Annotated in this window: 13 protein-coding genes; 5 read left to right on the top strand and 8 right to left on the bottom strand. The window is 71.4% G+C overall.

Translation table 11 applies throughout. The features are described 5' to 3' along the window. Positions 1-14: 14 nt before the first annotated feature. Positions 15-1,232, bottom strand: coding sequence for a tryptophan synthase subunit beta (trpB, locus tag FHW73_RS09875; RefSeq protein WP_183426515.1), 1,218 nt, complete (start codon positions 1,230-1,232; stop codon positions 15-17). A 96-nt stretch (positions 1,233-1,328) separates the two neighbouring features. Here trpB and FHW73_RS09880 point away from each other — a divergent pair, with 96 nt between their 5' ends. After that, complete coding sequence (locus tag FHW73_RS09880; protein ID WP_183426516.1) at positions 1,329-2,213, top strand: LysR family transcriptional regulator; 885 nt, start codon at positions 1,329-1,331, stop codon at positions 2,211-2,213. A gap of 40 nt (positions 2,214-2,253) precedes the next feature. Here the strand turns inward: FHW73_RS09880 and FHW73_RS09885 are convergent, their stop codons facing one another. Beyond that, on the bottom strand, positions 2,254-2,883 hold the full coding sequence (locus tag FHW73_RS09885) for a phosphoribosylanthranilate isomerase (RefSeq protein WP_183426517.1): 630 nt from the start codon (positions 2,881-2,883) through the stop codon (positions 2,254-2,256). Positions 2,884-3,149: 266 nt separating this feature from the next. On the opposite strand from FHW73_RS09885, the gene FHW73_RS09890 reads away from it, so the two are divergent. Next, a complete protein-coding gene (locus FHW73_RS09890; protein WP_183426518.1) occupies positions 3,150-3,893 on the top strand; it encodes an outer membrane beta-barrel protein in 744 nt (247 codons plus the stop codon). Positions 3,894-3,918: 25 nt separating this feature from the next. On the opposite strand, the gene truA is transcribed toward FHW73_RS09890, so the two are convergent. The 6 genes from truA to prmB form a co-directional block, all read right to left on the bottom strand. Next, positions 3,919-4,704, bottom strand: a complete 786-nt coding sequence (gene truA, locus FHW73_RS09895) for a tRNA pseudouridine(38-40) synthase TruA (RefSeq protein ID WP_183426519.1) — start codon at positions 4,702-4,704, stop codon at positions 3,919-3,921. A gap of 7 nt (positions 4,705-4,711) precedes the next feature. Beyond that, positions 4,712-6,517, bottom strand: coding sequence for a FimV/HubP family polar landmark protein (locus FHW73_RS09900; protein WP_183426520.1), 1,806 nt, complete (start codon positions 6,515-6,517; stop codon positions 4,712-4,714). Positions 6,518-6,594: 77 nt separating this feature from the next. After that, positions 6,595-7,623 (bottom strand): aspartate-semialdehyde dehydrogenase, encoded by a 1,029-nt coding sequence (locus FHW73_RS09905; protein WP_183426521.1) that lies wholly within the window; start codon positions 7,621-7,623, stop codon positions 6,595-6,597. Positions 7,624-7,700: 77 nt separating this feature from the next. Next, entirely contained in the window at positions 7,701-8,717 is a 1,017-nt protein-coding gene (locus tag FHW73_RS09910; protein ID WP_183426522.1) for a D-glycerate dehydrogenase, read from the bottom strand. Next, the gene (gene aroC, locus FHW73_RS09915; protein ID WP_183426523.1) at positions 8,710-9,828 is read right to left on the bottom strand and encodes a chorismate synthase; all 1,119 of its coding nucleotides are present in this window, start codon (positions 9,826-9,828) and stop codon (positions 8,710-8,712) included. The genes FHW73_RS09910 and aroC overlap by 8 nt, the downstream gene beginning before the upstream one ends. Positions 9,829-9,907: 79 nt before the next feature. Further along, positions 9,908-10,879 (bottom strand): 50S ribosomal protein L3 N(5)-glutamine methyltransferase, encoded by a 972-nt coding sequence (gene prmB, locus FHW73_RS09920; protein ID WP_183426524.1) that lies wholly within the window; start codon positions 10,877-10,879, stop codon positions 9,908-9,910. A 132-nt stretch (positions 10,880-11,011) separates the two neighbouring features. Between prmB and FHW73_RS09925 the strand changes: the two genes are divergently transcribed. The 3 genes from FHW73_RS09925 to FHW73_RS09935 form a co-directional block, all read left to right on the top strand. Beyond that, positions 11,012-11,677 (top strand): SCO family protein, encoded by a 666-nt coding sequence (locus tag FHW73_RS09925; protein WP_183426525.1) that lies wholly within the window; start codon positions 11,012-11,014, stop codon positions 11,675-11,677. Beyond that, positions 11,674-12,522, top strand: coding sequence for an archaetidylserine decarboxylase (asd, locus tag FHW73_RS09930; RefSeq protein ID WP_183426526.1), 849 nt, complete (start codon positions 11,674-11,676; stop codon positions 12,520-12,522). Before FHW73_RS09925 ends, asd begins: the two co-directional genes overlap by 4 nt. A 137-nt stretch (positions 12,523-12,659) precedes the next feature. Continuing rightward, the coding region (locus tag FHW73_RS09935) for a leucine zipper domain-containing protein (protein ID WP_183426527.1) at positions 12,660-12,799 on the top strand (140 nt) is incomplete at its 3' end.

Raw genomic sequence — 12,799 nt, forward strand, 5'->3', positions numbered from 1 at the left:
TCCAGTCGCCGCGCTCACAGCGTGAACCCCTCGCGTCCGGCGATCGTGTGCACGTCCTTGTCGCCGCGGCCCGACAGGTTCGCCAGCACGATCGCGTCCTTGGGCAGGTCGCGCGCGAGCTTGATCGCCTGGGCGATGGCGTGGCTGGATTCGAGTGCCGCCAGGATGCCCTCGGTGCGGGCGAGCTGGTGGAACGCGGCCAGCGCTTCGTCGTCGGTGACACCGACGTACTGCGCGCGGCCGGCATCGGCCAGGAACGCATGCTCTGGGCCAACGCCCGGGTAATCGAGCCCGGCGGACACCGAGTGGGTCTCGGTGATCTGGCCGTCGTCGTCGCAGATCACATAGGTGCGGTTGCCGTGCAGCACGCCCGGCCGGCCGGCGGCGATCGAGGCGGCATGACGGCCGGTCGCGATGCCATCGCCAGCGGCTTCGGCGCCGACGATGCGCACCCCCGGGTCGTTGAGGAAGGCGTGGAACAGGCCGATCGCGTTGCTGCCGCCGCCCACGCACGCGGTGATCGCGTCGGGCAGCCGTCCGTACTCGGCAAGCATCTGCGCCCGCGCCTCGCGGCCGACGATGGCGTTGAAGTCGCGGACCATGCGCGGATACGGGTCGGGCCCGGCGACGGTGCCGATGATGTAGAAGGTATCGGCGATGTTGGTCACCCAGTCGCGCATCGCCTCGTTGAGCGCGTCCTTGAGCGTCGCCGAGCCCGAGGTCACCGGCACCACCTGCGCGCCGAGCAGGCGCATGCGGTAGACGTTGATCTTCTGCCGCTCGATGTCGGTCGCGCCCATGTAGACCACGCACTCGAGCCCCAGGCGCGCGGCGACGGTCGCCGACGCCACGCCGTGCTGGCCGGCGCCGGTCTCGGCAATGATCCGGGTCTTGCCCATCCGGCTGGCGAGCAGCGCCTGGCCGATGGTGTTGTTGATCTTGTGCGCGCCGGTGTGGTTGAGGTCCTCGCGCTTGAGCAGGATGCGCGCCCCGCCGACCACGTCGCTGAGCCGCTGCGCGTGATAGATCGGGCTGGGCCGACCGACGTAATGCGCGAGATCGGCGTCGAACGCCTGCTGGAACGCGGGATCGACCTTCGCGGCGTCGTAGGCGGCCGCGAGCTCGGCGACCGGCCCGACCAGCGTCTCGGCGATGAAGCGGCCCCCGTAGCGACCGAAGTGGCCGGCGGCGTCGGGATAGGCGTGGAAGTCGGTGATCGGAGCGTCGGACATCGAAAGGACACGGCGAAAAGATGACTTCCACTCTAGCGCACACGTCCAGGCCTCGGAACCGATAAGATCTGACCGTTAGATCAGGAAATCTCACAGATGACCGATGCCGATCTGCCGTCGCTCAACGCCGTGCGCGCCTTCGAGGCGGCCGCCCGCCTGGGCAGCCTCACCCGGGCCGCCGAGGCCCTGCATGTGACCCATGGGGCGGTCAGCCGCCAGGTGCGGTTGCTCGAGGACGCGCTGGGCACGCCGCTGTTCGTCCGCGCCGGCCGCGGCCTGCGGCTCACGCCGGCCGGGGAACGTCTGCGCGATGCGGCCGGCGATGCCTTCGCGCGTCTGCGCAGTGCGGTCGCGACGATCCGGCGCACGCAGGGCGACGAAGCCCTGGTGCTCGGCTGCCCGGGCAGCCTGGTCGCGCGTTGGGTGATCCCACGCCTGCCTCGACTGGCGGAGGCCTTGCCCGAGTTGCGCTTGCACCTGTCGCCGCACGAGGGCGCGTTTCCACAGTCACTGGCCGGCTTCGACGCCGCCTTGCTGATCGGTCAGGCGCCCTGGCCGGCCACCTGGCGCGTACGCCTGTTGGCGCCCGAACGCATCGGACCGGTCGTCAGCCCCCGGCATCCCGAGGTCGCACGCCTGCGCACGCTCGCGCCCGACGCCCTGCTGCGCGAGCCGCTGCTGCATACCCTGTCGCGGCCGCAGGCCTGGCCCGCCTGGGCGGCCGCCGCCGGTGCCGCGCCGCCCCAGGCCCTGGGCACGGGCTTCGAGCATCTCTACTTCCTGCTCGAAGCCGCGGTCGCCGGACTCGGAGTGGCGATCGCGCCGCAGGAGCTCGTCGCCGATGATCTGGCGGCCGGCCGCCTGCTCGCTCCCTGGGGCTTTGCCGCCACCGGCGCCCACTGGGTGCTCGCAAGCCCGCGCGATGGCGACGATGCCCGCGCGGACGGGCTGGCGAACTGGCTGTCGCGGGAACTGGCATGACCGCCGCGCGGCAGCGATGCCAGCGCAGCGCCGAACTCGGCTAGAACGCGATGTCCCGCACCGCCGCCACGAACGCGCGCATGCGCGCGGCGTCCTTGCGACCCGGCGCCGACTCGATCCCGCTCGATACGTCGACCCCCGCCGGGCGCGCGGTCGCGATCGCCTGCGCCACATTGCCGGCCTCCAGGCCGCCCGCCAGCCAGAACGGCCGGTCGAGCGCCGCAGGCAACGCTGTCCAGTCGAAGCGCGCACCGCCGCCGCCGGGCTCGCCGGCAGCGTGGCCGTCGAACAGGAACGCCGCGGCATCGGGCCAATCGCCAAGCGTGCGCAGCGCGGCGGCCGGATCGCCGCCCATCGCGATCGCCTTCCAGTAAGGACGCCCAAAACGCCGACAGAACGCGGCGTCCTCGTGGCCGTGGAACTGCAGCACGTCGGGCGCCAAGCCCTCGACGATCGCTGCGACCTCGGCAGCGGCGTTGTCCATCGTCAACGCGACCACCTGCACCTGCGGCGGCACCGCCGCGCGCAGCGCGCGTGCCTGGTCGAGATCGAGCCGGCGTGGGCTGCGCGCCGCGAACACGAAACCGACACAGTCGACGCCGAGCGCGACCGCAGTTTCGACATCCTCGCACCGGGTCAGCCCGCAGAATTTGATCGAGGTCGCTCGCATCCGGCCAGCCTAGCGTCGCGCGGCCCGGCGCGCACGCTTGACAGCTTGCGCAGCGCTGCACACGCTACGCGCCGCCGGCTGAGGGTGCCGTCAGGGAACGACGACAGCAACGACCAAGGAGCGCCACGTGCGCCCTGATTCGACTGCACGCCAACCGGTATTCACCCCGATCACGAGATCCGCGTCAGGTCCGACGCGTGGCCGGCATGCGCGCGCCGCGTCCTAGAAAACGCAGGCCCTGCGGCCGCGCACCTCAGGGGGAATCGATGAAACCGATCGCACGCCACTTGCTCGCGGTTGCCGCGGCGGCCGTGTTGCCCATCCACGCGCAGAGCCTGTCGCCCGCCTGGACGGAGTACCGCCAACGCCAGCAGACCGAACAGACGCCGCCCGCCGCCGCGCAGCCACCGGCCCACCGAGCCGCCGCCGAGACTGCACCGCCGCCCGCACGCCTTGTTGCGACCGAGCCGACGCACGCCGTCCAGGCGCCCCCCTCGCCCGCCGTCACCACCCCCGCGACAGAGACGCCGAGAGGCGCCGCCTTCGTCGCATTGCAGGCTGGCCAGGCCTGGATCTACGACGATGTGCGCCAGGACACCCAGGCGGTCAGTGCCGGCTACCGTTGGCAGGCGGGTCCCGTCGTGCAGGTCGGCATCGAAGGTGTCGCCGCACGGATCGACGCGACATCGAAGGACGGCTGGCGCTTCGGCGGTGCCGACTACGGCAGCCTCGGTGCGAACGCCCGGTTCCAGTTCGGCCGCACACCGCTGTTCGCGCTGGCGCGCCTGGGCTACTGGTACGCCGATGTGGGCGAAGGCGACTCGGCCGACGGCGGCTATGCGGGCGTGGGCCTGGGCGTCGACATCCACCGCCACGTCAATCTGACACTGGCCTACACCTACCACCTGTACGCGTCGAGCGACTGCTATCGCGTCTACAGCACCGCCTATTGCGACACCGACATCAACCGTGCGGATCTGGTGACCCTCGGGCTCGAAGCCCGCTTCTGAGCAAGGCGATCCGAACGTCCTGCGCTCAGGGCAGCGTGACCTCCGCCGGCAGGTTCCATTCCGGCGGATACAACGGCCCCAGAAAGACCAGGCCGGCGGCGGGCGCGGTCGGGCCGGCGAGACGGCGATCGCGGCCGGCCAGCACCTCGGCGATCCAGGTGTCGGGCTGCGCCCCGGCACCGACCTCGAGCAGCGAGCCGACGATGTTGCGGACCATGTGGTGCAGGAACGCGTTGGCCTGCACCTCGACGACGACCTCGTCGCCCTCGCGGCGGACCGCGATGCGCTGCAGGTCGCGGCGCGCATGCGGCGCCTGGCAATGCACGGTGCGGAAGGCGGAGAAATCCTGCTCGCCGACCAGCGCCTGGGCGGCGCGATGCATCGCGGCCGCGTCGAGCGGCCGCAGTTCCCACGACAGGTATTGCCGGTGCAATGCCGGGCGCACCTGGCGGTTGAGGATGCGGTAGCGGTAATGGCGCGCGCGCGCGGAGAAGCGCGCATTGAACGTGTCGGGCACCGGCTGGCACCAGCGCACGCTGACCTGCGGCGGCATCAGCGTGGTCGCACCGAGCATCCAGGCACGCGGCGCGCGCGCAGCCTCAGTATCGAAATGCACGACCTGGCATTGCGCGTGGACGCCGGCATCGGTGCGCCCGGCGCAGACCGTGGCCACCGGATGCGCGGCGATTTTCGACAGCGCCGTCTCCAGCGCGGCCTGCACCGACTCCTGCCCGCCCTCGCCGGCCTTGCTCAGCCGTTGCCAGCCCAGAAAGCCATTGCCGTCGTACTCGACGCCCAGCGCGAATCGCATCGCGCGCTCAGCCCAGCGTACGCAGCAGGCGCACAGCCTCGGCCGCGGCGACCGGGTCGCCGCCATCTGCCACGTCCTGCAACAGGCCGCGCGCGGTGTCGACATCGCCCAGGTCGATGTAGGCGCGGGCGAGTTCCAGACGCTCGATGCCAGGCGGCGGTTCGACCGCGTCGCCGCGATCGAGCTCGACCGGCGCCTGGACCGGCGCGGGTGCGGGTGCCGGCGCGGTGTCGGGCGCCGGGGGGGTATCGCCGACATGCCAGGTCGGCTCCCCGGTCGGCGGCACGACGGGTGCTGCGACCGGTGCAGCGGCAGGCGGTGCCGAGCGCGCGAAGGCGGGCACGACGTCGGCCGCCTGGGCGGCGGCCGGCGACCCGTCCACGGCACTCAAGGTCGTCCGCGCCGCTGCGGCCCGGCGCCCACGGCGACCGAGCAGGAAGGCGAGCGCACCGACCACCAGCAGCGCCGGGGTCAGCCACAACCAGGACCAGGGCGCGCCGGGCGATGCCTGGGCCGCGTCCAGACGCTGCTGCGCAGCCGCAAGGTCGGCGTCCTTCATCTCGATCAACCGCTGCTGCTGGCGTTGCAGTTGCTCCAGATCGTCGAGTCGGGACCGCAGTTCGGCCAGTTCCGCGTCGCGCGAGATCGCGGCCTCTTCGGCCTGGTGCGGGTCCTGACGCAGCATGTTTCCTCCAGCGCCGGCCGCGATGCCAGACTGTGTCGCCGCCGGCGCGGCGTCGCCGGCCGGCGGTGTGATCTCGAGCCGGGCCGATGGCGTGGCGACCGCAGCAGGCGCGGCGGGTGCGGCACGGGGGGCGGTCGGGGGTGGCGTCGTGGCGGCGGCTGGCGCAGTCGCCACTGGCGCCGCGGCAGGCTGGCGCATGTCGCGCCACTGCCCCACCTGCTGGCGCACCAGCGCATCGGCCTCGGCGACGCCGGCCTCGGCCCAGTCGTCGCGCGGCGGCACGCGCAGCACGGCGCCCTGGCGGATCAGGTTGAGATTGCCACCGATGAAGGCATCGGGGTTATGCCGCAGCAGCAGGACCATCGCCTGGTTGACGCTGATGCCGGCCTCACGCGCCAAGGGCGCGGCGATCGTCGACAGGGTCTGGCCGGGCCGGACGGCCGGCAACGTCTGCGCGCGATCGCTGGCAGGTTGGGCGATGCTTGCCGCGGGTCGCACGGGCGGCGGCGCAGGCCTGGGTGCCGTGCGCACCGGCGTTGCGGGTGGCGTGGCCGGCGCCGGCGCCTGTTGTGATGCGGTCGGCGCCTGTGCCTGCACCGGGGCCGGTGCAGCGGGCGTCTCGGTGGCGGTGACAACCGCCGGCCGCACGATCGCGTCGGCAGGTGCGGCGACGGGTGCCTGGATCTCGGGCTGCGCTTCGGCCGCGACCGTGTCGGGCACCGCGAGCAGCGCCGAGTACTCGCGCACCAGACGGCCCTGCCCCCAATCGACCTCGACCAGGAAGGCAAGCGCGGCCTGCTGCACCGGTGCGGCGCTGGTGACCCGGATCACCGGCCGACCGCGCGCATCGAGCGCGACGCCGAAGCGCAGGTCCGAGACCACGCCGCGCGGCGGCGCCAGGCCGATGCGGGCGAAGGTCTCCGGCGACGCCAGCCGGGCCTGCAACTGGCGCAGTTCGGCCGGGTCGCTGGAGATCACCGGAATCTCGGCCAGTAACGGCTCGCCCTGCTGCGAGCGGACCTCGATGCGTCCCAGCCCCAGCGCCGACGCCGGGCCGGCGACGCCCAGCAGGGCGCCTGCCACCAGCAGGTGCTGCACGATGCGCGACACGACCTTCCCCCGATTCATCGGCCGACTGTAGCGGCCGGCCGCCGCGCTCCGCAACGTCGGCGACGCCGCGGACGACGGGCGGCCAGCGCGCATGCTCAGCGCTCCGCCGCGACCAGTTCGGCGACCTGCACCGCATTGAGCGCAGCGCCCTTGCGGATGTTGTCCGAGACGATCCACAGGTTCAGGCCGTGGGGATGCGAGAGATCCTCGCGGATGCGGCCCACGAACACCGCGTCGCGCCCCGAGGCGTGGGTGACCGGCGTCGGATAGCCGCCCGCGCGCCGCTCGTCGACGACCTCCACGCCCGGCGCCTGCGCCAGCAACGCGCGCGCCGCCTCGACGGTGAGCTTGTCGCGCGTCTCCACCGCCACCGCTTCGGAGTGGCCGTAGAACACCGGCACGCGGACCGCGGTCGGGTTCACCAGGATGCTGTCGTCGCCGAGGATCTTGCGCGTCTCCCAGACCAGCTTCATCTCCTCCTTGGTGAAGCCGTTGTCCAGGAAATCGTCGATGTGCGGGATCAGGTTGAAAGCGATCTGCACCGGGAACTTCTGCGGATCGAGGTCGCGGAAGTTCAGCAGGTCGCCAGTCTGGCGGCCAAGCTCCTCCATCGCCGAGCGCCCTGCGCCCGAGACCGACTGGTAGGTCGCGACATTGATCCGCACGATCCCGGCCTGCCGGTGCAGCGGCGCCAGCGCAACCAGCATCTGCATCGTCGAACAGTTGGGATTGGCGATGATGCCGCGCGGGCGATTGCGTGCTGCCTCGGGATTGACCTCGCTGACCACCAGCGGCACGTCGTCGTCGTAGCGGAATGCCGAGCTGTTGTCGATGACCACCGCGCCGGCGGCGGCGAACTTCGGCGCGTACGCCTTGCTGGTGTCACCACCGGCCGAGAACAGCGCGATGTCGACGCCGCTCGGATCGAACGTGGCCAGGTCCTGCACGACGATGTCCTCGTCGCCGAACTTGACGGTGGTGCCGGCCGAGCGCTCGCTCGCCAGGGCGATGAGTTCGGACACCGGGAAATCGCGTTCGGCGAGGATCGACAACATGGTGTCGCCGACGGCGCCGGTGGCACCGACGACAGCGACGCGGAAGGTGCGGGAGGGAGACTGGGACATGACGGGCACTCTCGAAAAAGGGGAACGTGGGAAACACAGGCACTGATCGGGGCTCGGGGAACCGCCCGCCCGGAAGCTCAGGCGGTTCCCGGTCGTTTCGCATCCTGGCCGACCGGCGCGATCGGGCTCGGCGGGCGTCCTGCATCGGGACCGGCGCCCAGCGCGGCGATCAGGTTGTCGACCGCCAGCGCGACCATCGCCCGGCGCGTGGCCAGGCTGCCGCTGGCGATGTGCGGGGTCAGCACCACGTTGTCGAGCGCGAGCAGGCGCGGGTCGATATCGGGCTCGCCCTCGAACACGTCGAGCGCCGCCGAGGCCAGCCGGCCATGCACCAGCGCGTCGGCCAGCGCCCCCTCATCGACGATGCCGCCACGGGCGATGTTGGTCAGCGTCGCCGTCGGCTTCATCCGCGCCAGCGCGGCGGCATCGACGATGTGGTGGCTGGCCGCCGAGTACGGCAATACGAGGACCAGGTGGTCCGCCTGCGCGAACAGCAGCTCGAAGTCGACGTACTGCGCGTTGCAGCTGCGCTCGATCTCCGCGGGCAGACGGCTGCGATTGTGGTACAGCACACGCATATCGAAACCGGCGGCGCGCCGCGCGATGCCCTGCCCGATCCGGCCCATGCCGAGGATGCCCAGCGTGCTGCCGTGGAGGTCTGCGCCGAGCAGACCCTTGAAGTTCCAGCCCTGCCAGCGCCCCGCGCGGAGGTGGCGCTCGGCCTCGGTGATCCGACGCGCGGCGGCCATCATCAGCGCGAAGCCGAAATCGGCGGTGGTCTCGGTGAGCACGTCGGGGGTATTGGTCGCGACGATGCCGCGCGCGTGCAGCGCGGCGATATCGAGATTGTTGTAGCCCACGCCGACATTGGCGATCGCACGCAGGCGCGGCGCGGCGGCAACCTCGGCCTGGCCGACGCGCTCGTTGAGCGTCACCAGCGCGCCATCGGCATCGCGCAACGCGGCGGCGATTGCAGCCGCGTCGTGCTCGACGACCGTGGGCACTTGGACGACGTCGAAATGCGCGTGCAGCTGCGCGACGATGTCGTCGAACAGCGGCTGCGCGACCCAGACCCGCGGACGCCGCTCAGCCATCGATGCGCCCCGGGATCCGCGGCCCCACCTCGCCGACATCGCCGCACTGCGCGCGATGGCGCAGCGCCTGATCCATCAGCACCAGTGCCAGCATCGCCTCGCAGATCGGCGTGGCGCGGATCCCCACGCAGGGATCGTGGCGGCCGGTGGTGATGACCTCGACCACGTTGCCATCGACATCGACGCCGTCGGCTGGCAGGCGCAGGCTCGAGGTCGGCTTGAATGCGGTCGAGACCACGATCTGCTGGCCGGTGCTGATCCCGCCGAGCACGCCGCCGGCATGGTTGGACGCGAAGCCGGCCGGCGTCATCAGGTCGCGATGCGCGCTGCCGCGCTGGGCGACCGACGCGAAGCCGTCGCCGACCTCGACGCCCTTGACCGCGTTGATCGACATCATCGCCGCCGCCAGGTCGCCGTCGAGCTTGCCGTAGATCGGTGCGCCCCAGCCCGGCGGCACGCCGTCGGCGACCACGGTCACGCGCGCGCCGACCGAATCGCCGGACTTGCGCAGCGCGTCCATATAGGCCTCCAGTTCCGGCACCTGCGCCGCATCCGGCCAGAAGAACGGGTTGGCTTCGACCACGGTCCAGTCGATCGCCTGCGGATCGGACACCGACGGCACCAGCTCGCCCAGTTGCGACAGCCAGCCGTGCACCTGGACGCCGTGGCGCTGCGCCAGCCACTTCTTGGCGATCGTGCCGGCGGCCACACGCATCGTCGTCTCGCGCGCCGACGAGCGGCCGCCGCCGCGCGGGTCGCGGATGCCGTACTTCTGCCAGTAGGCGTAGTCGGCATGTCCAGGGCGGAACTGCGCGGCGATGTTCGCGTAGTCCTTGCTGCGCTGGTCGGTATTGCGGATCAGCAGCGCGATCGGCGTGCCCGTGGTGACGCCTTCGTACACGCCGCTGAGGATCTCGACCGCATCGGCCTCGCGGCGCGCCGAGGTGTGCCGGCTCTTGCCGGTCGCCCGACGCGCGAGATCATGGGCGAAGTCCTCCGGCGCGAGCGCGATCCCCGGCGGACAACCGTCGATCACACAGCCGATCGCCGGCCCATGGCTCTCGCCGAAGGTCGTGACGCTGAACAGCTGACCGAAACGATTGCTGGACATGGCACCGCGGCGCTGACGCGCCGTCGAAACAGGAGGGCCGCCAAGCTTAACGCGCTGGGACGGCCCGTGGTGCGGTGCGTCAGAACAGGTCGCTGGCCGGGCTGCCGGCCACGCCGGAGGTCGCGGCGGGCACCGATTCGCGCGCGGCTGCCAACTCGGCGATGCGCGCATTGTGCGCGACCAGATCGCGGCGCTCGACGACGAACACGCCCATCTGCCCGACCTGGAACTCGACCCACAGCAGCGGCAGCTCGGGCAGCAGCTTGATCAGATGCTGCTCGGACTCGCCGACTTCGCAGATCAGCAGCCCGTCCTCGGTCAGATGCAGCGGCGCGTCGCGCAGGATCTTCAGCACCAGGTCCAGGCCGTCGTCGCCAGCGCGCAGGCCCATCTCGGGCTCGTAACCGTACTCGCGCGGCAGCGCGTCGGTCTCGTCGTTGGTCACGTACGGCGGATTGGTCACGATCAGGTCGTAATGCTCGCCCTGCAGGCCCTCGAACAGGTCGGACTTGAGGAAGCGCGTGTTGCGCACCTCCAGCCGGGCCTCGTTCTCGGCCGCCAGCGACAGCGCCTCGTCGCTGAGGTCGACGCCGTCGACGTGCCAATCGGGATTGTGGTGCGCCATCGCGATCGCGATGCAGCCAGAGCCCGTGCACAGGTCCAGCGCGCGACGCACCTCGCGGCCGCCCAGCCACGGCTCGAAGCCGGACAGGATCAGTTCGGCGATCGGCGAGCGCGGCACCAGCGCACGGCGGTCGGACTTGAAGCTCAGGCCGGCGAACCAGGCCTCACCGGTCAGATAGGCCGCCGGGATCCGCTCTTCGATGCGACGCAGGAACAGGCCCAGCACGTCTTCTTTCTCGGCCAAGGTGACCCGCGACTGCCCGTAGACCGGGCTCAGGTCGTGCGGCAGGTGCAGCGCGTGGAGCGTGAGCTGGGTGGCCTCGTCGATCGCGTTGTCGTAGCTGTGACCGAAGGTCAGCCCGGCGGCGTTGAAGCGACTGGCGCCATAGCGGATCAGGTCGACGATCGTCTGCAGTTCTTCGGTCATGGCGCGCGCGGCTCGGGGGACGGCTGATGGCCGGCGATTATAGGTCAGCCGCCGCCGCGCTCCCGCGCGCGACCGGACAGGCGCGCGCGGCGGGCTATGATGCCCGGTCCCTCGACTCGCGGCCCCAGACGGATGTTCAACCGCACCACCCTCGTGATCCTGTGCATCGCGCTCGCCGGCGGGCTCGGCCTGCTCGCAGCGCAGCGCTACTTCACCGGCGGCGCCGATGCCGGCCGCCCGTCGCTACAGGTCGTGCAGCTCTATCCCCAGCCGCGCGCACTGCCGCAACTCGAACTGCAGCAGGCCGACGGCACCCCACTGCCGACCAGCGCGCTGGCCGGACATTGGACCTTGGTGTTCATCGGCTTCACCCAGTGTCCCGATGTGTGCCCGATGACGCTGACCCAGCTGGCGCAGGCCCAACGGCGCTGGGAAGCGCTGCCCGAGGCGACCCGGCCGCGGGTGCTGTTCGTGTCGGTGGACCCCGAGCGCGACACGCCACAGCGGCTCGGCGACTACGCGCATGCCTTCCACCGCGACACCCTGGCCGCAACCGCCGACCTGCCGACGCTCGAGCGCTTCACGCGCGCGCTGTCGATGGTGTTCGCCAAGGTGCCGCTGCGCGGCGACGCGCCGGCCGGCGCCTACACGATCGATCACAGCGCCTCGATGGCAGTGCTCGATCCCCAGGGCCACATGGCCGGCGTGGTCTCGGGCAGCGTCCTCAACGGCGAGACGCCCCAGCCCGAGGCCATCGCCGACGACCTGCTGCGCCTGACCACGGACACGCGCCCATGAGCCTGACGACCACGCTGACCTATGCGCTGCCGCACCGCCTGCTGTCGTCGATGGCGCGCCGACTGGCCTACTCGACCCATCCGGGCACGCGGCGCTGGCTGATCGACACGGTCGTGCGCCGCTTCGGCGTCGACCTGTCGGAGGCGGCCAATCCCGACCCGGCGTCCTACGCCAGCTTCAATGCGTTCTTCACCCGCGCCCTGCGCGAGGGCGCGCGCAGCCCCGACCCCGACCCGCGTGCCCTGCTGATGCCGGCCGACGGCCACATCAGCCAGTGCGGCGCGATCGAGGGCGACCGCATCTTCCAGGCCAAGGGCCAATCGTTCACCGTCGCCGAACTGCTCGGCGACGCCAACGACGCGGCGCCCTACCTCGACGGCCGTTACGCCACCGTGTACCTGTCGCCGCGCGACTACCACCGTGTGCACATGGCCTGGACCGGCACGCTGCGCGAGACCGTGCACGTCCCGGGCCGGTTGTTCAGCGTCGGCACCGACGCGGTCGCCAATGTGCCGCGACTGTTCGCGCGCAACGAGCGGTTGGTGTGCCACTTCGATACCGACTTCGGGCCGATGGTCCAGGTGATGGTCGGTGCGCTGCTGGTCTCGGGCGTGGAGACGGTCTGGGCCGGTGAGGAGATCCCCGCCTACGGCGACCGGATCCAGCGCAAGGACTACCGCGGGCGCGGCATCGTGCTCGAGCGCTTCGCCGAAATGGCGCGCTTCAACTACGGCTCGACGGTGATCGTGCTGCTGCCGCCCGGCGTGGCCGAACTGGCCCCGACGCTGCACGCCGAGTCGCCGGTGCGCCTGGGCGAACGGCTGGCCACGCGCCTGGGCGCGTGACCAGACCCGCGCCCTGCCCGCATTCGGGCGAGGGCGCCGCGCGCAGCGTCTAGCTGTGATCTCTCAGTAGGTTGTTCACCCGGGGCATCTCTGGAAGATGGGGGTTACCAAGCCAACCCATGCTCCAGGAGCCCCGGATGAACCTGCACAAACATGCCCGATTAACGCCGCATGGTCGAGCGTTGCTGGTGCGTCGGATCCTGCATGAAGGCTTGCGCGTGGAAGAGGCAGCGCAGGCGTGCGGAGTCAGCGCACGCACCGCGTACAAGTGGCTGGA

Source organism: Luteimonas sp. RC10, from assembly GCF_014192745.1.
Taxonomy (GTDB): domain Bacteria; phylum Pseudomonadota; class Gammaproteobacteria; order Xanthomonadales; family Xanthomonadaceae; genus Luteimonas.